Genomic DNA, 21179 nt, shown 5'->3' on the forward strand with positions numbered 1-21179 from the left:
CGCAATTCAACCGATCTTGAACATTTCTTATCTTCTAAGAAGCTTTCAAAATCCATTCCGCAATGAAAATTATTCTCCATTTCTGCACCGGACTGACGATCGGGAAAACTCACTCCGACGGATCAGCCTGGCGGACGTGAATTTCTATCCTTCCAAACTGCTGCGCCGGCTCCTGCACGGCCAGATCATCCAATAGAAATTCGCCGTAGGCATCACCCGCGATCACCAGTCCTTGATCTTCGATAAACTGAATCAGCCGCTCGAAGACATCCATCGCTTCCAACAGATTGCTTCGTCCATAGGCCACGGCATACAATCCAGCTGGTTTTACCGTGTTGGGCGTCGTCTTCGCTTTCAGATAGTATTGATAGACCGGACTTTCACCCGGACAGATCAGATCTTTCATCGCAATTTTTACACCCATCGGATAGCCCAGATTCACGCCTTGTTCCCCCGCGGTTTCATAGGCATAAATTTCCGCCTCATCTTCGCTGGAAGAAGCCGGTGGGAGCGGACAGAGGAAAATCGGTTCTGCCTCGCGTTGTTCCAGTGTCAATTCTCCTTCCGTATGACGCAGCCCTTCCCGGGCCATATCGGCATACAGCTTTAAGATCTCGCTGGTCTCCTGCAGCTTTTTGATTTCCGCCTGAATTTTCGCTTCCTGTTCCGCAAACAAACCCAGCATTTTTTCCGGCGTGCGTTCCGCCGAATAGTGCCGGATATCTTCCAAACCGACGCCCAGCAGGCGCAGACCGCTGATCAGATAGGCGGAGCTCAGCTGCCGGCGAGTATAATAACGATAGCCGTTTTCACCGCGGATTTCAGGCTTTAACAAGCCGATCCGGTCATAAAAGCGCAGGTTATCCCGTTTGATTCCGGTCAGCCGGGAATATTCCAAAATGGATAAATTCTTTTTCTGTCCCATAAAACCTCCTGAAAAGTTCTTCGCTGGGCTTGACATTGGAGTCACTCCAAGGTCTATTATACCCCATGTCGGATCCGTTACAAGCACTTATCCAAGGAGGTTTCCATGATTTATTTAAAACAATATTTATTTCAGCACAAAGGCAAAGTCCTTTTAACCGTGCTGCTGCTTTTGGGTCAGGTCGTCGGAACTTTGTTGATTCCGGCGCTGTTGGCCGAGCTGGTCGATCAGGGTATTCTTGCGGGCAACATCTCCGTGATCTGGAATACCGGTGTGAAAATGCTCGCTGTGACCGTCATGGCCACCGCCGCGGCGGCTTGGGGCAGCTGGGCGACCAGCGATCTCAGCGCGGCGTTCGGCCGGGAAATGCGGCTCATGGTGGTCCAGAAAAGTCAGGCGCTGGCGATTCAGCAATTTGACCAGATCGGCATCTCGTCGATGATCACCCGCACGACCTCAGATATCGCCAATTTAGAGCGGACGATCGGGATGGTCTTCCAGATGATCGTTCCCGCGCCGCTGATTGTGATCGTCTCCATTATCATGACGGTACGCGCTCATGCCGCCATGGCAGTGATTCAATTTCTCTTTATGGGTCTGCTTTTAGGCCTTGCGGCCTTTGTCCTCAAGCGTTCTGAAGCGCTCTCCCGCAGTGTCCAGGTTCGCTTGGACCGAATTAATCAAGTCGTCCGGGAAGCGGTAACCGGGGTGCGGGTAATCCGTGCTTTCGGCAATGAGAATTATGAAGAACAGCGGGCGGGCAACGCTTATCGTGATTACGCAGACACGATGATCCGGCTGAACCGGCTCTTCGCCATCGTCAATCCGATCGTCTGGCTGATGATGGGCGCACTGATGGCGTTGATCCTGGGCGTCGGCGGCGGATTGGTGCTCAGTCAGGCAATGGCCCTCGGACAGATCAGCGCCGTGTCGGAATATTCCATGATGACCATGGCTTATCTGATTATGGCCGCTTCGGTTATGACGACCCTTCCCAAAGCCAGTTCCTGTCTGAGCCGGCTGAGCGAACTGCTCGAGCTGCGGCCAGCAGTCAGCGACGGCGGACTGATTACGGCAGCCGCCCCCGCAAAGACGGAACCGGTTCTCGTCTTCGATCATGTCACTTTCGCTTATGAAGGTGCGGAAGAACCGGTGATCAGCGATCTGTCGTTCACCCTGACTTCCGGTCAGACCACCGCGGTTATCGGCAGCACGGGATCGGGGAAAAGTACCCTCGCCGATCTGATTTTGCGGCTGCATGATCTCCAGTCCGGTCAGATCCGGCTGTACGGAACGGCGTTGCCCGAGTATCCTCAGCAAGCGCTGCGCGATCACATCAGCTGTGTACCGCAGAAAGCGTTTTTGTTCAGCGGCACCCTTGCCGAGAATCTTCGCATGGGACAAAAGGACGCGTCGGAAGACCAGTTATGGAAGGCGTTGAGAATCGCTCAGGCTGAGGATTTCGTCCGCCAGCTGCCGCAAGGCTTAAACGCCCCGGTCGCTCAGGGAGGAACCAACTTCTCCGGCGGTCAAAGACAGCGGCTGGCCGTCGCCCGCGCTTTAGTGAAAGAAGCGGACATCTTTATTTTTGACGATAGTTTTTCCGCGCTGGATGGTCGGACTGACGCTGCTTTGCGGCAGGCCTTGCGCGAGCAGTTAACCCGGCCGGCAAAATTAATCATCGCGCAGCGCATCAGCACAATCCGTGATGCCGATCAAATCCTGGTCCTCGATCAGGGCCGGCTGGCCGGCTGCGGAACGCACGAGCAGTTAATGCAGAGCTGTCCGGCCTACCGCGAAATCGCGGCCAGCCAAAGTCAGCGAAAGGAGGCGTAAGCAATGACAAATAATCCACAGGACACGCTGCGGAATGAAGATCTTCCGCAAAACACCCTGGCGACACTCCGCCGCCTGCTTCATCGCTTAGGCCGGCAGAAGCGAAAACTGGCAGTCATCCTGATCTCAACGTTGTTCAGCTGCGCCGCTTACGCGCTTTTACCGCTGGCCGTCGGCCGCGGCATAGACGCGCTGGCGCAGCTCATTCAAACCGGCGTTCCCGCCGGTGAATTTTGGACCGCCGCCGTTTCGGCATTAAAGCTCCCAGTTCTGATGATCGCCGCGGCTGCTCTCACCAGCAGTCTGTTCTCCTATCTTCAGCAATTTCTGATCGCCAGCGTCGGCGAACAGCTGACCTTGTCCTTCCGCCAGGACATCAGCGCCAAGCTCAACCGGCTGCCGCTGCGGTACTATGACGCTCACAAAACCGGCGAAATTATGAGCCGGGTTACCAATGATCTGGAAAAGGTATCGGCGATCATGCAGGAAGGCCTGCCTCAGCTGATCGCGTCCCTGTTCACCATTTTGTTCGCGGTTCTCGTCATGATCAAACTGAATCTCCTTTTGTTTGGCGTCGTCTTGGTTTCACTCGCGGTCAGCATGGCGGCGACCGGGTATGTTTCTAAACTGGCGCAGCGGGCGTATGGTGAAAATCTGGCGTCCATGGGCGCTTTGACCGGGAAACTGGAAGAGCTGTACGCCGGCAACCGCGTCGTCAAAATCTTCAACCTGCAGGAAATCCTGGCTGCGGAAACAGAAGTTCAAATCGAACGTCAGTTCCGGGCTCAGCGCAACGCGCAGTTCGCTGATTTCGTCATTTATCCGGCGATTCGGGCGCTGGGTCAGCTGGGCTTTATCGCGACTGCGGTCATCGGCGGGGGTTTGGCGTTAAACGGCGTCATCACGCTGGGCACGGTGCAGGCGTTTGTGCAGTATGTCAATCAGATTGCCGAGCCGGTCACAGAAACCGCGTATGTCATCACCTCGCTCCAAGCCGCGATTGCCGGAGCGGAACGGGTATTCGCCTTGCTTGATGAGCCCGAGGAAATTCCGGATGCCGGAAAAGGTGCGGAAGCAATTACCGCCGGTCATGTTCAATTTAAGCATGTCCGCTTCGGCTATCGTCACGGATCGACCATGATCCACGATCTCAATCTGGAGGTCCGGCCAAACCAACAGGTCGCGATCGTCGGGCCGACCGGCAGCGGCAAGACAACGCTAGTCAATCTTTTGATGCGGTTCTACGAGCTGGACGGCGGCACGATTGCGATCGACGGTCAGTCCATCACGACGATGGGACGGCAGGCCCTGCGCCGGCGGATCGGCATGGTGCTGCAGGACACCTGGCTGTTTGCCGGCACGATCGCGGAGAATATCGCCTATGGAAAACGCAATGCCAGCCGGCAGGAAATCGAAGCGGCCGCCAAGGCTGCCTGCTGCGACCACTTCATCCGCACACTGCCGCAGGGCTATGACACCGTGCTTTCCGGGGAAAATCCCGGAATTTCACAAGGTCAGATGCAGCTGCTTACGATTGCCCGGGCCATGTTGACGGATCCCGCGATCTTGATTCTGGATGAAGCGACGTCCAGTGTCGATACCCGCACTGAAATGGAAATTCAAAAAGCAATGGCCCGCTTAATGCAGGATAAGACGAGCTTTGTCATTGCGCACCGGCTGTCCACCATCCAAAACGCCGATCAGATCCTGGTCGTGCGCGACGGCGATATCGTGGAACGCGGAAATCACCGGGAACTGATGGCGTTAAACGGTTTCTATACGGCGCTGGTTAACAGTCAATACGCGGAAGGGTAAAAAGACAACTGAGTTGATCCTGGTTGACCGTCTGATCGCTTCGATAGAAATTACACTTCTTTATTGTAACGCAGTGTAGGTTTTATGGTTCTTACCCTTGTGATATAAGAAACAGCGCGACTTTTCAAAGAGCCGCGCTGTTTTAGTAAAAATGAATTGATCCGTTCCGTTTATTCTTCGTTTTCCAACCCATGTCTAACGAATTGCCGAGGATTGATCCACGCCTTTAAAATAAGAATCTTATGGTTTCATTTCCACACAGCTTTTTATTTCTGTTGTAAATCCTCCAGCACTGACTGAGCGCACAATCGTCCAAACGTAATTCCAGCCGCAACCGGATCGTTTCCCATCAGCTTATTATCCGTGACCTCGCCCGCACCGTATAAGCCGGGGATCGGATTGCCTTCGGTATTCAGCACCTGAGAACGCAGATCAATGGAAACGCCGCCGCGGGTATGATGAACGCCCGGGAATACCGGCACGGCATAGAACGGGGCTGTGTCGATGCGGCTGCGCATATCCGTGCGGCCAAATTCCTCATCCTTCTGGTTGTCATAGTATCTCTGGTAATTTGTAACAGTCTGAGTCAAGGTTGCCGGATCAACCCCAATCTTCTCCGCCAGTTCTTCAATCGACTCCGCTTCAACCGCATATTTAGGATTACAGGCCAGCGACGTAGCATCCATAATCGCAAAGGCATGCGAACCAATCGCCTTTTCTGCTTCCGAAACTTCTGTATAATTCGCCATTTCATTGGCAAAACGTTTCCCGGTCGGATCCACCAGAATCCCGCCTTCGTAGCGAACGCCGCTGACTGACATCGTTGTTCCCTGATCATCATAGAACGTTGGATTCAGCGTCAGCTGATCCATATTGCTTACCGCTGCCCCGATCGCCTGCGCCATTCGGATTCCATCGCCGGTCGTTGCCGCCGTATTAGAAGTCGTGCCTCCTGCCCATTCCGGGACGTATTCCTGAAGCATCTCCTGGTTTGCCGCAAAACCGCCGCTGGCTAAGATGACCGCCTGAGCGTGAAACAGGACCTTTCCCTGTGCGTCTTCCGCTTCCACGCCGGTGATTTTTCCATCCTCAATTATCAGTGAAACTGCCGGACATTCTGTGCGCAGATCCACTCCTATTTGTTGATTCAGCGCTGTCAGCTTACTGACAAACTGAGCTGGAAATTTAGTACCTTTTTCATCAACCGCATAAATTTCCCGGCCGTTGACCCGTGTTACTTCAATTCCCAGCGTATCGACGGCCCATTCCGCCGTTGGCCCGGAATTCTCCGCAAACAATCTCGCAAAATCAGGATCTGTCCCTTCGGTTTCCATTAGAAAGTCAATCTGATCCTGCTGCGTGTAAGTGTCGCCCATCGCTTCCTGCATCTTTGTGCTGTTGGCCGCAAAGAATCCCGCCAGTGCGGTATTGCCTCCGGTCATCGCCCGTTTTTCCAACAATACGACGTCCTTGCCGCCCTGCTTAACGAAATACGCTGCCGTTAACCCCGCGCCCCCAGCGCCGATCACTACGACGTCCGTGGTTTCTTCCCGAACCTCTGTCTGGGGTGAAGAAGTCTTGGACGTGTCCGGCAACCCGTTTTTGGGTGCCGCCGTACAAGCGGACAAAGCCAGAATTAAGGCCATGCCCATTACTTTTTTAAGATTTTTCATTTCTTTCCCTCCTGCCGTTCATCTTATCATGCCTCTCGTCACTGAAAAATGGGATGGATTTTAAAAATTTTTTACAGACTTGTCAATCTGCACAATGCTTTTTATAATGAACATGATTGTTTTTTAACAAATCGGAATGTGTTTGGATTTTATCCAAAATCAGCGTTATGAATTAGACTTTTATCCAAGGAGGAAGAGAATGGAACATCCTTTACTTGATCTGCTGCTTAACGGCGCAGCCTTTTCCGAAATTATCGATAAAGCGGAACAGGTGCTCGGAAATCCAGTAGCTTTTATCGACACTGCTCAAAATGAAACAACACTCTCCGCCCATTATCCCCGCGAGGACATGGAAGACAAGGCTTATCGCAGGCAACAGATCAGCGATGAAGAGTATCAAAAAAATACAGATTATGTTACTTCCTTATCCCGCACCGGAATTCCGCAAGTGCTGGTATGGCCGCATATCCGCCGCAAACGCCTGATCTGCGGCTGTCTTGTTCAGGGCCGGCATGTCGGCGGAATCCGGCTGCCGGATATCGGCAATCGTCTGGAAGATCTGGACATGGATTTAGTCCAAAAGACCGCCGCCATGATCGGTATGGCCTATGTGCTGCATACTTCCCGAAGTGAGGATGAAAACTGCTTGTGGAATTTGTTGAATGACCGGCTGGATGCTTCCCTGGTCGATCTCCACACCCTGTTCGCCGCTTCCATCCCCACTTGGGATTCACTCTGCGTCCTGTGGTTTATCCCGGAATATTATCCAGATTACACAAGTAATCTCCCACTTTATCAACAAGCATTCGCCAAACTTTCCACATGCATGACCAACTGCGGTTCCGGTTTTGCCCTATTGGCAGATGCAGACGCCCTGCATCAGGCACAGTCAGAATTAACGCACTGGTTTCAGGAACATCGGCTCACGGCCGGTGTCGGCAGTTCTGGGAATACCCTTGCCGCCCTGCGCCGTTCCTATGATCAGGCGCGGCACAGTCTGAAATTTGCAATTCAGGCTGGAAACTACGGTTTAGCCCAGTTTAGCGACTATCAGCTGAATTATTTAATGTCCTTAATCCCAGCGGATCAAGCTGCCGCCCTGCTTAACGCTGGTCCTCTGAGCATGATTGAAACTTGCGATCAACAAAACGGAACTGAACTGTTGAAGACAGTCCGAGCTTATCTGCGCTGCGGCGGAAACATGAAAGCCGCTGCCGATCTGCTCTGTGTCCATAAGAACACGGTGTTTTATCGGATCGGAAAGCTTCGGGAGGAATTGGGAGTCGATTTGGCCAAAGCAGATACATTAAGCTTATTAAACTGTCTGTTAATTTTAAAGGACCAACAAGAAATCGCTGATCGCTATTGAGTTGAACCTGAGCTGTTCTGTTTTTGAGTTCTGGCTCTATTCTTATCCCGCAAAAAAGCCAGTTCCCCTGATTGAAGAGGATCTGGCCTTTTCTTATATTTGTGTGCCTTCTGATTTTCCAAGAACCTTACAGTTCGGAATCGCGGAGAGCCTCTGCTTCTACCTTGAGTTCTTCTTCCGTGTCTTCCAGAATGAACGGCGTTTCTTCATGCGGCAGATAGAAGCTGTAAATGGAATCTTTTAAAACCATCCAATCCGCCATCTTCACCGTCCAGATTTCATCCTCAGGTTCCACGATGCCCTTGCTGATCAAAGCGGCCAGCTCCGCATCCGAGAAACTGCCGTCCTTTTTTCCATCTTTTCTGCGCACATACCAGCGATTATTCGTTTCCATGGCTGCCCTCGCTTTCTTCGTCGCCGCCTTCGCCCTCGCCCGGGGTTGAAGTCGGTTCCGGTATTTCTGACGGAGTTGGAACCGGCGTAGGTTCCGGGGTGATCTCCGGCGTTGGCACCGGCGTCGGAGTCGGCGTTGGCGTCGGCGCGATATAATTGTAATTCGTGATCGATTCAACTGAATTCTCATACAACGTACTGTTGGAACCGGCAATGATCGTGATCGTCACCTGCTTGCCATCCTCGAAAGAACTGTTCGGCAGGGTGACGGAAGTGCCGCTGACCTTTTCATGATAGCCATTCAGATTGGTCACGCTGACTTCATAATAGTCGGCATGCTCCACCGCGTCCCAGCTAATCCGGACATTGTTGGCATCCTGACTGATCTTGACGTTGGCCACGGAAGCCAGGGTCTGCGACGGCGTCGCTGTCGGCGCAAAATAATTAAAGACCTGCGTCGAAGCTTCCGACGGCTTCAGGTTATCCTGACGGGAATACGCGATGATGCTGAAGGTTACCTGCTTGCCATCCTCGAACAAATTACCGTTTAAGGAAACGGAGGTACCGTCGATCTTGGCGGAGTATTCCTTTTTCAACGCCGCGGACACTTCATAATAATCCGCGTCTTCTACCTTATCCCAACTGATTTTGATTTGATCGCCATCCTGACTGATTTTGATATTTTTCACCGTGTCCAGCTGTTTTTCTTCTTCGCTGTTTCCGCTCATTTCGCTTTGACCGCGGCTGTTATCACCGGCGGCCACCAAAGTACCATTTTTTAACAGTCCGACGGAATGCTTCTCACCCGCGGCCACCGCAATCACATCTTTCCATTCCCCGACTTCCAGCCGTCCATATTCCTTATCGCCTTCCGCGCTCACGGTGCCGTCGCGGTTAAGGAACAGAACATGGTCTGAAGAAGCGGCTGCCATCGTGATGTTCGACGGCTTCTTTGCCGGACAGACTCCACGCTTGCCCGAAATGCAGTCAAGACTTCCGGACTGCGTGAGGATCAAAAGCGTATCGCCGCTGATCACAACGTTCTGCACGCTGCTGAGGGAAGACACGTCGGCGCTGCTGCCGGCGATCAGAACTTTGCCTTCCTGGGTAATGCCGACACTGATATCCGCGCCCGCCGCAATTTTCGCAACGTCCTTCCATTCGGAAACCTCGCATTGTTTAGCATTGTTATCGCCCGTGCAGACGACAGTTCCGTCTTTCTTTAATCCCAGCGTATGATTCTCGCCCGCGGCAATCGCGGTAATCCCGCTCCATCCCTCAACGTCGGTTTGGTTCATTCGGGAGCTGCCGGCCGCGACGACCGTGCCGTTTTTCTTCAGGCCGACGCTGTGCCGCGCTCCAGCCTTAATGGAGGTGATATTCGCCCAGCTGCCGACATCAAGCTGACCTTCATCGTTGCTTCCCTGGCCTTTCACCGTTCCGTCGGTATTCAGAACTAACGTGAACTCATCGCCCGCCGCAAGCCGATTTTCTGCGGTCATGATCGTGGTGACCTCATCCTTCTTCCCTCCGCCTAAACCGCTGAGCAACAGAATGAGAAGCAGGACAATCAAGCCGATTCCTACAGCCGCGCCGATCAGCCTCGTCTGCTGATTCTTCTTTTTGACTGGTACCGGGCTGGATTTCAGCCGGGCTGTACCGTTGCTCTGTGAAGAAGTTGGAGACTCCTTTACGGTGGTCAATGGTTTTGTCTTTTCCAGATCCTTCACCGCCGGGATGACGCGCGTCTGTCCCAGGTCAGCCGGTTCACTCTGCATCATCGTCGGCTCCGCTGCGATCTTCGGCGCAGGAATTTCCTCCTCCGGTTTCTTCATAAACGGAATATCCAGCGTTTCATGCAGATCCTTCTCTGGCAGCACCGGCACCTCGTTGCGGATCATTTCGTCCAGACTGATATTGAAACAATCCGCCAACAGGATCAAATGATCCACATCCGGAATCGCTCTCCCATTTTCCCATGCCATATAATCCAGAACCGAAACCTGCGCTTTCTCGGCCACGGTCTGTTGTGAAAACCCGTTATATTTTCTTAGCTGTGTTAATTTTTCAGGCAGCTTATTCATCGTTCAGCACTCCTTTCTCCATCCTTGCTACAAAAAGGGTCATAAAAATCCATTAATATCATCCCTGTTTTCACTCCGATTGTCAACTGTTGAGCGCCGCAAAGTCCGATTTTATCCGGGATTTCCTGTCGTTTCTGATCATTTTCTCAGCGGAAAGCACAAAAAAAGCAGCGAATCATCCGCTGCTTTTTCTCTTGGTTTTGACTTCTGCTCTTACAGTTCAGCGAAGTATTTGATTGTACGAACCATCTGGCTTGTGTAGCTGTTCTCGTTATCGTACCAAGAAACAACCTGAACCTGATATGTTTCGTCGTCAATCTTTGTAACCATGGTCTGTGTTGCATCAAACAGAGAACCATAAGTGATACCGATGATATCGCTGGAAACCAGTTCTTCTTCAGTATATCCGAAAGAAGGGTTAGAAGCTGCTTTCATCGCTGCGTTGATGCCTTCCTTGGTTACGTCTTTGCCCTTAACTACTGCAACTAACAGCGTTGTGGAGCCTGTCGGAACCGGTACACGCTGAGCGGAGCCGATCAGCTTGCCGTTCAGTTCCGGGATAACCAGACCGATTGCTTTAGCAGCGCCGGTGCTGTTTGGAACGATGTTGATCGCAGCCGCGCGAGCACGACGCAGATCGCCTTTACGCTGAGGGCCGTCCAGAGTCATCTGGTCGCCTGTGTAAGCATGAACCGTCGTCATGATACCGCTGACGATCGGAGCGTATTTGTTCAATGTGTTCGCCATTGGAGCTAAGCAGTTCGTGGTGCAGGAAGCTGCGGAAATTACTGTATCTTCCTTTGTCAGAACGCCTTCGTTAACGCCGAAGACAACTGTCGGCAGATCGTTTCCTGCAGGTGCGGAAATAACGACTTTCTTAGCGCCAGCTTCGATATGAGCGGAAGCCTTTGCCTTCGATGTATAGAAGCCTGTGCATTCCAGAACGACGTCAACGCCCAGTTCTCCCCAAGGCAGTTCTTTCGCATCAGCCTTCGCATAGATTTCGATTTCGTGTCCGTCGACAACGATCGAAGATTCCTTCGCTTCAACTGTATGTCCTGTGAAAGGGCCCTGAGCTGAATCATATTTCAACAGATGAGCTAACATTCTAGGGCTTGTCAGATCGTTGATGGCTACAACTTCATAACCGTCGGCAACAAACATCTGGCGGAAAGCAAGACGTCCGATGCGTCCAAAACCATTAATCGCAACTTTTACTGTCATTTTATAGACCTCCTTATGACACGACTTAATTATAGTGTTTAAGGCATAAAATGTCAATTGTGAATGACTTCACTTGATCGTTTTACATATTTTTTTCATCTGGGTATTGATCGGCTGAATTCTGGCATACTGTAAAAGGAAAGGAGTCTTCTCCATGACCTTAATTCCTACGATTATCGAGCAGTCCGCCCGCAGCGACCGGGCTTACGATCTGATCTCCTGTTTGTTAAAGGAACGGATCATTTTATTGACCTCGCAAATTGACGATACGGTGTCCGGCAATCTGTGCGCGCAGCTGTTATACCTGGCGTCGCGTTCTTCCCAGGATATCCAGCTGTATATCAATTCTCCCGGCGGCAGCGTCAGCGCCGGGCTGGCCATTTACGATACGATGCAGCTGATCCGCTGCGACGTATCGACGATCTGCATGGGCATGGCCGCCAGTATGGCCGCCGTCCTGTTGGCCGGGGGTACCCGCGGCAAGCGCTACGCGCTGCCTAACAGCGAAATCATGATTCACCAGCCCTTAGGCGGAGTTCAGGGACAGGCAGCCGACGTCAAAATCGCCGCCGAGCATATCCTGCAGATCCGCCAGCGCTTAAACACGCTGTTGGCGAACGACACTGGCCGCAGCCTGCGGGAAATCTCCGAAGACAGCGACCGCGACCGGTATTTCAGCGCTGAGGAAGCTAAAAATTACGGGTTGATCGACGACTTGGTGCATAAGCAGAAATAAACAATCCGTTCAAATCGGACTGATCGCCTTGTTGATTTAGTTCCCGTCAAAAGAACCGGCTCCCCTGGGACGGTTTTTTTGCTTTCCCTCCTTCCTTTTCTATCGCTTCTTCCCAATCCTCACACGGTTTATCCATTACGATAAGATAAGCTGTCCAATGCCAGACTCCAGCGCCTTCCGCCGCCTAATCAGACAATCCTCCGCTTTCTGATCAACAGCCGCCGAAAATAGACGGGCCGCTTACCCCACGCTGGTTTTTACCCTGGGGTTATGCTATCCTTATATTATTAAGTTATAGTAAAGCATGGGGTTACATCGAAAATGGGGCAGATAGATCATGGAAAAAAACACAGTCAAATTACGCGCTGCTTTTGAACAATTAGCGCAAGCTGTCTTTATCCGCCGGGATTTGACGGCGTTGAAGGAAGCGTTAAGCGAAGCACTGATCTGCAGCGGGCTTTACCCGGATATGATGGCCGGACGCGACGATCTGCTTTTATCGTTAAGCCGGTATTATAAGCAGACACTTCCGCCGAAGCAGATCCGCTGGATCAGTCTGGAAGTGTTGCGCGAACAACCGCATTTATACGCCCTGTTCGCTGCATTTGAGCTGGACTATCCCGAACGAAAGTCCGCCTGCATCCAGCTGCGGGCAACGGTAGAAGAGCAACAATCCCAGCCTGTCTATGTCCGGCTGGATCTTAATCTTCCTGTCTCGCTGGCCTTCGCCCCGCAGCTTTTTACCGCGCATCCAAGGCCGTTCACTCTGGCGGAACCGGAGATGATGGCGGAAATGGCCGGGGTCTACCTGGAAACCAACATGCCGTTGTTTTATATCAGTTCTTCCCTGCTCGCCCAGCTTGGCTTTACCTATGAAGAATTTTATGGGCACTGCCGCAATCAGCTGGATCTGATCTTGATGCCCAACGACGTCGGAACTATTAAGGCTCAATGTCAGGCCGCGTTTCAGCTGGGCAACGAATTCCAGATTCCGCTGCGGTTTGTGCGCAAGGATCGGACACCCCTGTGGCGGCAATGCCAGGGCTTCCGCTTTCTGACCGATCGGGGCCGGGTCGCGGTTCTGCTTTATTTCGCCGATATCCAGGCCGTAAAAGAAAGCCAGGCGGAACTTGAAGCCCAATTGGACCAGCTGCGCCGCCGCAGCGAAGAAATGACGATGCTGACGGACAATCTGCCCGGCGGGATCTGCCTGATCCAGCTCGACGACGCGCAGACGCTGCTTTATGGCAACCGCCGGTTTTATCAGCTGCTGCACACCACAGACGAGGAAATCCGGCAGCGTTATCAAAACGAGCTGGGCCGGATGATCCACCCTGACGACCAGGCTTCCGTGCTAAAACAGATCAAAGAGGCCTTTACCGCCGGATTCCCCGGTTTACAATATCAGCTGCGGATTCAGACGGATTCCGGACTTCTGTACCTGCTGGTTTTCGCTTCCTTCGCGCTGACCGGCAGCGTTCAGACCCTTAACTGTGTCGTGCTGGATATCACTGAGGGCAAACAGCGGGAAATGGACATTGCGATGAACGAGCAGCGCATGACAAAAGCGCTTGATCAGGTCGGCTGCGTCCTGTTCGACTATTATTTTAAAACCAATCAAATTCTTGGAACACCGCAAGCCTGCGCCCGCTATGACTTCCCGGCCGAGGCTGTCAACCCGGAATATTTTATCGATCACGGGCTGATTCTTTCCCCCTTCGGCGAATCGTTTCTCACCATGATTCACCGGCTGCGCCAGGGAGAAGAACGCGTCAGCTGCATTATTAAAAACCGCAATCATGACGGGATCGTTCACTGGTCGCAATTAACGTTGGTCACGCTGGCCGACGAATTCGGCCATGCCCGGCAGGCCGTCGGCATCATTGAAGATATCACGCTGCAGAAAGACGCGGAGCTGGCCTATGCCAAGGAGCAGCAGTACCGCAAAGCTATCGCAGCCGGGGCTTGCCTGATGATTGAAATCAATCTGTGCGACAATCTTGTGGAAAAAATCAGCGGTGACTGGAGCTTTCTGATCGACGAAGCGACGCGGACGCCTTACGATCAATTTCAGCGAAACGTTGCCCGCCAACAGATCCATCCTGACGACCGCCGGGCTTTCCTTCAGACGTTCAGCCGGGAAGCCTTGAAAGCGGCATACAATCAGGAACGCCGGGAGATTCCTCTGCAATACCGGCGTTTATCGCAGAAACGTCAGATGGTGTGGGTGGAGACGACCGCGCATATCATTCAGGATCCGGCGACGCAGCATCTGAAGGTATTATTTTTCATCCGCGATATCGATAAGGAAAAGAAACATGAGCTGATTCTGCAATATCAATCCCAGCGGGATTCGCTGACCGGCCTGTTGAACAAAGGCTCCACTGAAGCCCAGATCCAGTCAGTTCTGGAAAACGATCCGCAGGCGCTGCACGCGTTATTAGTTTTGGATATTGATGAATTTAAAAAAATTAACGACACCTTCGGCCATCTTTACGGCGATCAGGTCCTGTCCCGGATTGCCCGGCAGATCCGCGAGGTTTTCCGCGAAAACGACGTTTTAGGCCGGATCGGCGGCGATGAATTCGCAATTTTAATGAAGAATTGCAAGACGGAACAGATTGTCCGCGACAAAGCGGAACAGCTGTGTCAGAAGCTGACGACGTTGTTCGCTGACGGCGTTTCCTGCAGCATTGGTGTTTCCTTCTTCGCCAAGGATGGAACTTATTTCTATCAACTTTATCAAAATGCGGATATTGCGCTCTATCAATCCAAACGTCAGGGTAAGAATCAGGTCCAGTTTTACCTGCCGTCGATGAAACAGGAAAGCTGGACGGTCAACAGTACTGAAATTGACGAGCTGCGAACGGAAATGCCGGTCATCGCGGCGCCGGAAATGGAGGAACATCTGACCTCCCAGCTGCTTGAGGAATTGAACGACGTTATCTATGTCAGCGATCCGAAAACCTACGAATTATTATTCATCAACCGGACGATCAAAGAAGATCTCAACATCATCGACGACTATATCGGCAAAAAGTGTTATAAGGTGCTGCAAGGGCGCGATTCGCCATGTCCGTTCTGCACAAACGATAAATTAAAATTCAACGAATATTATGTCTGGGAGCATACCAACGAGCTGATGAACCGTGATTTTATCGTTAAGGATAAGCTGATCCAGTGGCAGGGCCGGACCGCGCGGATGGAATTTGCGATGGATATCGCGGAACATAATCATCTGAGCAAGGAACTGTCGATACAGCTGGAGCGCGGCAACGCCCTGCTTCGTAATGTACGCCAGATCGTAGACGCCGATTCTGTCAGTCAGGCGATTGAGGAGAGTCTGGAAGGGATCGGCCGCTACTATGCGGCTAATCGGGTTCTGCTTAGTTTTTTGGAGGAAACCAACTCCGTTTACGAATGGACATCCGTTAAGCAGACTTCCTTCAAAGAAGCCTGGAACGGCCTGGCGGAAGTTCTGCTGGAGCCGGGGTATGCCTATTTCCATACGCATGACGCGTATGTTTTAATGGATATCGACCTGTTAAAGAGTCAGAATGCCGAACTGGTGCGGGCCTTTCTGCGGCTGGGCGTGCGGTCGCTGCTCGTGGTGCCGCTGCTTTCCCAGGAAACGATCATCGGCTGCTGCGCGATTGTCAACCCGTCAGCGCAGGGACAGGACTTAAGCTTTGTCGAATCGCTGGCGGCTTTCTTAGTCAGTGAATTGCTCAAATATCAGGCGGTGGAGCAGCTGCGGTTTATGAGCTATCATGACCCGCTGACCGGACTGGGCAACCGCAACCGGTATGTCGAGCAGCTCCAGAAATGGCAACAGCATCCGCTCTCGCAGGCCGGCGTGCTGGTGTGCGATGTCAACGGCTTGAAGCAGCTTAACGAGTTGTATGGTCATCACTATGGCGATCAGGTCTTGATCGAACTGGCACGTATCCTGAATCTGCATGCCCGGCCGGATCAGTTATTCCGTTTAGGCGGCGATGAATTCATCGCCGTTTACGAAGAGATTTCCTACGCGGAATTTCAACAGCGGCTGGCCCGGCTGAAAAACGCGTTTACGATCATCGTCAACGGCGTGTCGATGGGCAGCAGCTGGAGCGGGGATGAACCGGACATCAACGCCTTGATGAATCATGCCGACCAGTTAATGTATATCGCCAAGCAGAATTATTACAAAACGACTTACAATTTGTCCAAGCATTACCGGCCGGAAACCTATCAGCAGGTCATGGAGGCACTCAAGGAAAACCGGTTTACCGTTTATATCCAGCCGAAAGCAGATTTGGAAAGCGGACGGATTCTGGGCGGGGAGGCCTTGATCCGCTATCTGCATCCGCAGCTGGGCGTTATTCCGCCGGCGCGCTTTGTCCCCGTCCTGGAAAATGAGCATTTGATCCGGATCATCGACTTATTTGTTCTTGACGAAGTTTGCCGGATGCAGCAGCGCCGTCAGCAGCAGAGCCGGGATGCGGTAGTCCTGTCTCTGAATTTTTCACGGCTCACCTTGCTGGAAGAAAATATGGCGCTGGAAGTGGAAAAAATTCTTTCGCATTACGACTTCGATCCGTCCCTGATCGAAATTGAAATCACCGAAACGGTCGGCGAAATTGAAAAGGAAACGCTGCGCACGGTCATTCAGTCGCTGAAACGGCTTCATCTGCGGATTTCCCTGGATGATTTCGGGACCAAATATACCAATTTAAGCATGCTGACGGTCGCGGATTTTGATGTGTTAAAGCTGGACCGCAGTTTGATTCAGGAGCTGGTCGCTTCCCCGCAGAATCAGATTATCGTCGCAAGCATTATTTCCATGTGCCGTCAGCTGGGCGTCAGTGTCATCGCCGAAGGGGTGGAAACCGAAGCGCAGCGGGATATGCTCCGCCAGTTGCAGTGTGGATTAGGCCAGGGCTACTTGTTCGGCAAGCCGATGCCGGTAGGGGATTTCCGCACGTTGTTCAATAAGAATGGGGAATAACTTAAATTTCCAGAGAGGGGCGGAAAAACAAGCTTCCTCACGCCCATAAAAATCAGAAAGAAAGAGAACGTCCGATTGACCATGCGGAGCGTTCTCTTTTTTCGTTATGCGATTTTCAAGTTCATAAACTCCGGATTGACCAATGAAGAACATTGCTGGTAGCCCCAAAAACTTGTACGTCCTTCTTTTAATGCAATCTTAAGCGAAGATTCTTATCCATAATTCAAGTATGCGCAGTCATGCTCTGAAAATTGATCTGAAATTAAGCAAATCTTTTCCCGACAGCTAGTCCCCACATTCCATATAGCACATCTTTCCAAGACTTACATTTTCTTTCTAAAAAAGGCGAGTCCCCTGTTCAGAGGATTCGCCATGTTGGTTTAAATTTGTTTATTTCTCGTTGGAAGCGCTGTTTCCGGCAATGCGTCCGGAAACGATGATCTCGGTGATCGCGTTGCCGCCCAGACGATTTCCTGAATGGAAGCCGCCGGTGACTTCGCCAGCCGCATACAGACCCTTGATCGCTTCGCCGCTCTCATTCAGGACACGGCGTTCGGTATCCACCAACAGACCGCCCATCGTGTGATGCGTCGAAGGCGCCATGAAACGTACCCGGATCATATCCAGATTGTACGTATCCGGCAGATAATTGCCGTCATCATCCATTTCAACCTGGCCGACAGTTCCGCGGTACGAAAGCTTCTCCACGTCCAGCGTATCGGCAACGCCCATGACATAGTTATCGTAATCCACAATCGTCTGCCGCAGTGTCTCCGCGTCGCAGCCAATCAATTTCGCAGTTTCTTCAACCGTTCTGAAAATCATCCGGCCTTCCACATCTTCAGGCACATTGTTGAATCCGCCCGTGCCCGCAGTCGTTCCCACATTGGAAATTTCAACGTAGATTCCCGGAACATATTTCAAGCCCAGCTCCTTCGCTTTCGCTTCGCTCATACCATTTTCGAAACCGCCTTCCGACAGAACGTCGCGTTCTGCGGATTCATCGACATACCGCTTACCGGTTTCCGGATTGACGTAAATGACGTTCTCGCCCGCGCCGCCAGCCAGATTTCCGTTGTCAACCCAGCCTAACGGCATCATCTGTGTCCAGCCTTCGCCGATCGTCGCCGCACCGACAGCCTGACCCATCGTCGTACCGTCACCCTTCAGGCTGGAACGATTGGTTGTGCCGATATTGTTGGCAATATATTCATCTTTCCAGTAGTCATTTGTTTTCTGAACCATCTCAATATTTGCGCCATAACCACCGGTCGCCAGGATGACACCCTTGTTGGCCATGACCGTAACCGGAGTACCGTCAAACTGTGTCGCCTTCACGCCGGTAACCCGTCCGGATTCATCCGTAATCAGTTCGTTCGCCGTCGTGCGGGTCATAATTTTATTGGCTTCGTTCGCCTTCAAGACCGTGTTGGCCGGAACAGCGAAATAAGCTCCCCATTTGCCATCATAGAACTCACCGTCAACCGTGCCGCCGTTAACGGCGTTTTCACGCTGCCACAAGCATCCGATTAAGGTGAAAGCACGGCTTTGATCGATCGAAGCTCCCTGAGCTTCCAGCCAGTCCTTAATTTCCTGGCCGCCTTCGACAAACTGGCGAACCAGCTTTTCATCGCCGTAAATCCATTCCGTATTCTCACGGTTTGGACGCAAGCCGCCATAATATGTCTGGAAGATATGCAGATTGATCGTAGAGAACAGCGTCAGCTTTGTTTCATGGACGCCCGCGTCTAACTGCGGCTGTGCCCAATCCAGATACGCCTGGATTTCTTCTTTCAACGCCTTCAGCGTCGGCAGGTATTCTTCATGAACACCGCGTACCGCGTTCAGCGCAATATCGCCCGCGACAAACGGATGTTCGTCGTCGATCGTTCCGTCAAACGGTTCTTCCGACCAATTCAGAATCGTTTTCAGCGTGTCAATCCGTCCCGCGTCATTTTTAACTTTTTCGTAGGTTTCGCCGTTGTATTCGCCGGTTGTCGCATCCGGATTGGCTGGATCCCAGACAACAGCGTCAAAGGTCGACTGGTAAGCACCGCCGGAAACTAACGTATTGCCGCCCATTTCCGCATTCTTTTCAAGAACCAGAACGGTATCGCCATTTTGAGCAGCCTGAGCCGCGGCCATCATGCCCGCTCCGCCGGCTCCGACGATGACGACATCCCAGGTTCCTGTGATTTCTTCCTGCGCCGTATGTTCTACGGTATTTTTCTTAAACGCATCCAGATCCGAAGCGCTCGCCGCTTCCGCTGCCGCGTTGACTGCGTTTTTCAAACCGATGCTCGTAAAGGTCGCCCCGCTGACAACATCAACCCCTGTGCCGTTAGCTGCCAGGATATCCTCAATCAAAATAGGATAAGCGACATCGCCGACATGCGCCGTTTCCTTCTGTTCTTTGACCTGAATGTCAGTAATCGCAGTTTCTGAGAAGGTCGCTTCAATTGAAACTTCCCCGTTGTAGCCCTGTGCTGAAGCTGTATAGCTTCCCGGCGTGAATTTGAGTTCTGATTTCTTGGTTTCTTCCTTGGTTTGCCCGCAGGCAACGCAGGAAAGAACCATGAAAAGAGAAACTAAAACAAGCCCTAGTCTCTTCATCTTTCTTCCTCCCTCGTTGATTCTTTCACAATCAACCTGTACTTACTATAAACCCCGTGGTTACCACGGGGTCAAGATCCTAAATCCAGGCTGCAGCTGAAATAATACCAGAGTTTGCCGTCTTCCTGAACGCGCGTGATCAACCGACCGACCAGTTCTTTACGAATAGGCTGATCGGTGCATTCCAGCAAAGAGGCCAATGCCGTCCTTGGGATTTGCGTTAAACTTTCACTGCGCGAAACAATCATCGCCATTTTTCCGCTGCCGCAGCTGGTCTCAGCTTCCGCATACGAAAGTCCGTTTTGCTTGGCAAAATCGGTTCGGATGCCTAATCCGACACGTGGCTCCACGATATCAGAATCTGATGTCAGCTGCTCGGGATCAATCCGGAAGGCCAGGTGCAGCAGCTCGGGAAACTGCATCCAGGTTTCAATCGTTTCCAGGACGCCCTGACGGTCCAGATTGGCAGGGGAAAACTCCAGGAAGCTCAGACTAAACAGTTGTTCCACGTTTAAATACAAAAGCTGTTCCTTCTGATGGATTGCGCGCTGAATTAAACTGCGGTAATAAAGATTACGTTCGATCTGTCGTTCCAGCAATGCTTTTTGTTTTTGCAGCTGAACCAAATTATCCTGATACCGTGCATCCTGATCCGCCAGACTTTCTGCTTCATTTTCGGGATGGAATTGATTCAGACTCGCCCCCAGCCCCCGTTCATGTCTTAGATAGAAGACCTCAACTGCATTATCAATGGAAAATTCCCGGTAGCCGTTCGCTAGCACCTTCGCTGGCTTTAAAAGCTCGAGGTCAATATAATGCCGCAGCGTTTCCAGGGTAATCCCTGAAATAGCGCAAAACTTTTTACTTGTGACCATATTTCCGCAGTTCCTCCCCCGAGAGCACCGCCGTTCACCTGCTTTCTTTATTAATTTTACGATTATCGTTTCTATCTTACCATAGAATCACCCGACGTTGCACTCTGAGAGGATTCCAGTTTTACTTCACGGGTGGGTGAAGTCCAAGATCGAAATATAGAAGAATACCTGAAAATTCTGGAAACTAAAATAAAGGCACTACGTTAAGCTGTCTCGATGGCTTAACCTAATGCCTTTGTTTTTACATTGTCTGCTTCTTATAATGATTTTTAAAAATATTATTTGAATATTGTTTTATCCAATATCACTTCAATAAAAGGAAGTAACATGCCGATGGCAGTCATGATCAATAAAATACCGCAAGCTTTGATAAAATAGATGGAAAATAGAGTCGGTGTTCCATCTTTAACCGTGAGGAAATGTTGGTACTCCCAGACTTTCTCAGGATTTTTAAAAGCATATCCGCCAAACCAGAAACAAAACGCAATGATCAATACCATAATCATCGGCAGGATCCTCCTTCGCTTCTTTCTGATTACGATCTCTGGCCACAAGACTTTTCAAGTACTAGATCACCAGCATGCGCAACATAATTCTTTTCGGCAGACTGCTTCCTGTCCTGACAGAACAGCTAGATAACCCTTGT

At 51.6% G+C, this 21179-nt stretch carries 13 protein-coding genes; 5 read left to right on the top strand and 8 right to left on the bottom strand.

Going from position 1 to position 21179, the window contains the following annotated elements; all coding sequences use genetic code 11:
* Nucleotides 1-109 precede the first annotated feature (109 nt).
* Entirely contained in the window at nucleotides 110-925 is an 816-nt protein-coding gene (locus HOLDEFILI_RS00695) for a MerR family transcriptional regulator (RefSeq protein ID WP_039863559.1), read from the bottom strand.
* Between the two features lie 105 nt (nucleotides 926-1030).
* Here HOLDEFILI_RS00695 and HOLDEFILI_RS00700 point away from each other — a divergent pair, with 105 nt between their 5' ends.
* A complete protein-coding gene (locus HOLDEFILI_RS00700) occupies nucleotides 1031-2761 on the top strand; it encodes an ABC transporter ATP-binding protein (protein ID WP_006057381.1) in 1731 nt (576 codons plus the stop codon).
* A 3-nt stretch (nucleotides 2762-2764) separates the two neighbouring features.
* Nucleotides 2765-4576 carry an ABC transporter ATP-binding protein gene (locus tag HOLDEFILI_RS00705; RefSeq protein ID WP_006057382.1) on the top strand — a complete coding sequence of 604 codons (1812 nt, stop codon included), beginning with the start codon at nucleotides 2765-2767 and terminating at the stop codon, nucleotides 4574-4576.
* A gap of 266 nt (nucleotides 4577-4842) precedes the next feature.
* Here the strand turns inward: HOLDEFILI_RS00705 and HOLDEFILI_RS00710 are convergent, their stop codons facing one another.
* On the bottom strand, nucleotides 4843-6249 hold the full coding sequence (locus tag HOLDEFILI_RS00710; RefSeq protein ID WP_006057383.1) for an FAD-dependent oxidoreductase: 1407 nt from the start codon (nucleotides 6247-6249) through the stop codon (nucleotides 4843-4845).
* Between the two features lie 199 nt (nucleotides 6250-6448).
* On the opposite strand from HOLDEFILI_RS00710, the gene HOLDEFILI_RS00715 reads away from it, so the two are divergent.
* Nucleotides 6449-7618, top strand: a complete 1170-nt coding sequence (locus tag HOLDEFILI_RS00715) for a PucR family transcriptional regulator (RefSeq protein ID WP_039863561.1) — start codon at nucleotides 6449-6451, stop codon at nucleotides 7616-7618.
* Between the two features lie 127 nt (nucleotides 7619-7745).
* Here HOLDEFILI_RS00715 and HOLDEFILI_RS18135 read toward each other — a convergent pair whose 3' ends face one another.
* The 3 genes from HOLDEFILI_RS18135 to gap all read right to left on the bottom strand — a co-directional run bounded on the left by HOLDEFILI_RS18135 (nucleotide 7746) and on the right by gap (nucleotide 11319).
* The gene (locus HOLDEFILI_RS18135) at nucleotides 7746-8012 is read right to left on the bottom strand and encodes a DUF4339 domain-containing protein (RefSeq protein ID WP_006057387.1); all 267 of its coding nucleotides are present in this window, start codon (nucleotides 8010-8012) and stop codon (nucleotides 7746-7748) included.
* Nucleotides 7999-10095 carry a helix-turn-helix domain-containing protein gene (locus HOLDEFILI_RS00720; protein WP_006057388.1) on the bottom strand — a complete coding sequence of 699 codons (2097 nt, stop codon included), beginning with the start codon at nucleotides 10093-10095 and terminating at the stop codon, nucleotides 7999-8001. Before HOLDEFILI_RS00720 ends, HOLDEFILI_RS18135 begins: the two co-directional genes overlap by 14 nt.
* 213 nt (nucleotides 10096-10308) lie before the next feature.
* Nucleotides 10309-11319 carry a type I glyceraldehyde-3-phosphate dehydrogenase gene (gene gap, locus HOLDEFILI_RS00725; protein ID WP_006057390.1) on the bottom strand — a complete coding sequence of 337 codons (1011 nt, stop codon included), beginning with the start codon at nucleotides 11317-11319 and terminating at the stop codon, nucleotides 10309-10311.
* Between the two features lie 154 nt (nucleotides 11320-11473).
* On the opposite strand from gap, the gene HOLDEFILI_RS00730 reads away from it, so the two are divergent.
* Both HOLDEFILI_RS00730 and HOLDEFILI_RS00735 read left to right on the top strand, forming a co-directional pair.
* Nucleotides 11474-12055 carry an ATP-dependent Clp protease proteolytic subunit gene (locus HOLDEFILI_RS00730; protein WP_006057391.1) on the top strand — a complete coding sequence of 194 codons (582 nt, stop codon included), beginning with the start codon at nucleotides 11474-11476 and terminating at the stop codon, nucleotides 12053-12055.
* Nucleotides 12056-12392: 337 nt separating this feature from the next.
* Entirely contained in the window at nucleotides 12393-17045 is a 4653-nt protein-coding gene (locus tag HOLDEFILI_RS00735) for a diguanylate cyclase domain-containing protein (protein WP_006057392.1), read from the top strand.
* Nucleotides 17046-17435: 390 nt separating this feature from the next.
* Here HOLDEFILI_RS00735 and HOLDEFILI_RS00740 read toward each other — a convergent pair whose 3' ends face one another.
* The 3 genes from HOLDEFILI_RS00740 to HOLDEFILI_RS00750 form a co-directional block, all read right to left on the bottom strand.
* Nucleotides 17436-19658 carry an FAD-dependent oxidoreductase gene (locus HOLDEFILI_RS00740; protein WP_006057393.1) on the bottom strand — a complete coding sequence of 741 codons (2223 nt, stop codon included), beginning with the start codon at nucleotides 19656-19658 and terminating at the stop codon, nucleotides 17436-17438.
* A 71-nt stretch (nucleotides 19659-19729) separates the two neighbouring features.
* Nucleotides 19730-20533 (bottom strand): helix-turn-helix domain-containing protein, encoded by an 804-nt coding sequence (locus tag HOLDEFILI_RS00745; protein WP_006057394.1) that lies wholly within the window; start codon nucleotides 20531-20533, stop codon nucleotides 19730-19732.
* 278 nt (nucleotides 20534-20811) lie between these two features.
* On the bottom strand, nucleotides 20812-21039 hold the full coding sequence (locus tag HOLDEFILI_RS00750; protein ID WP_006057395.1) for a hypothetical protein: 228 nt from the start codon (nucleotides 21037-21039) through the stop codon (nucleotides 20812-20814).
* Between the last annotated feature and the right edge of the window lie 140 nt (nucleotides 21040-21179).

The organism is Holdemania filiformis DSM 12042, from assembly GCF_000157995.1.
Classification (GTDB): Bacteria; Bacillota_I; Bacilli_A; order Erysipelotrichales; family Erysipelotrichaceae; genus Holdemania; species Holdemania filiformis.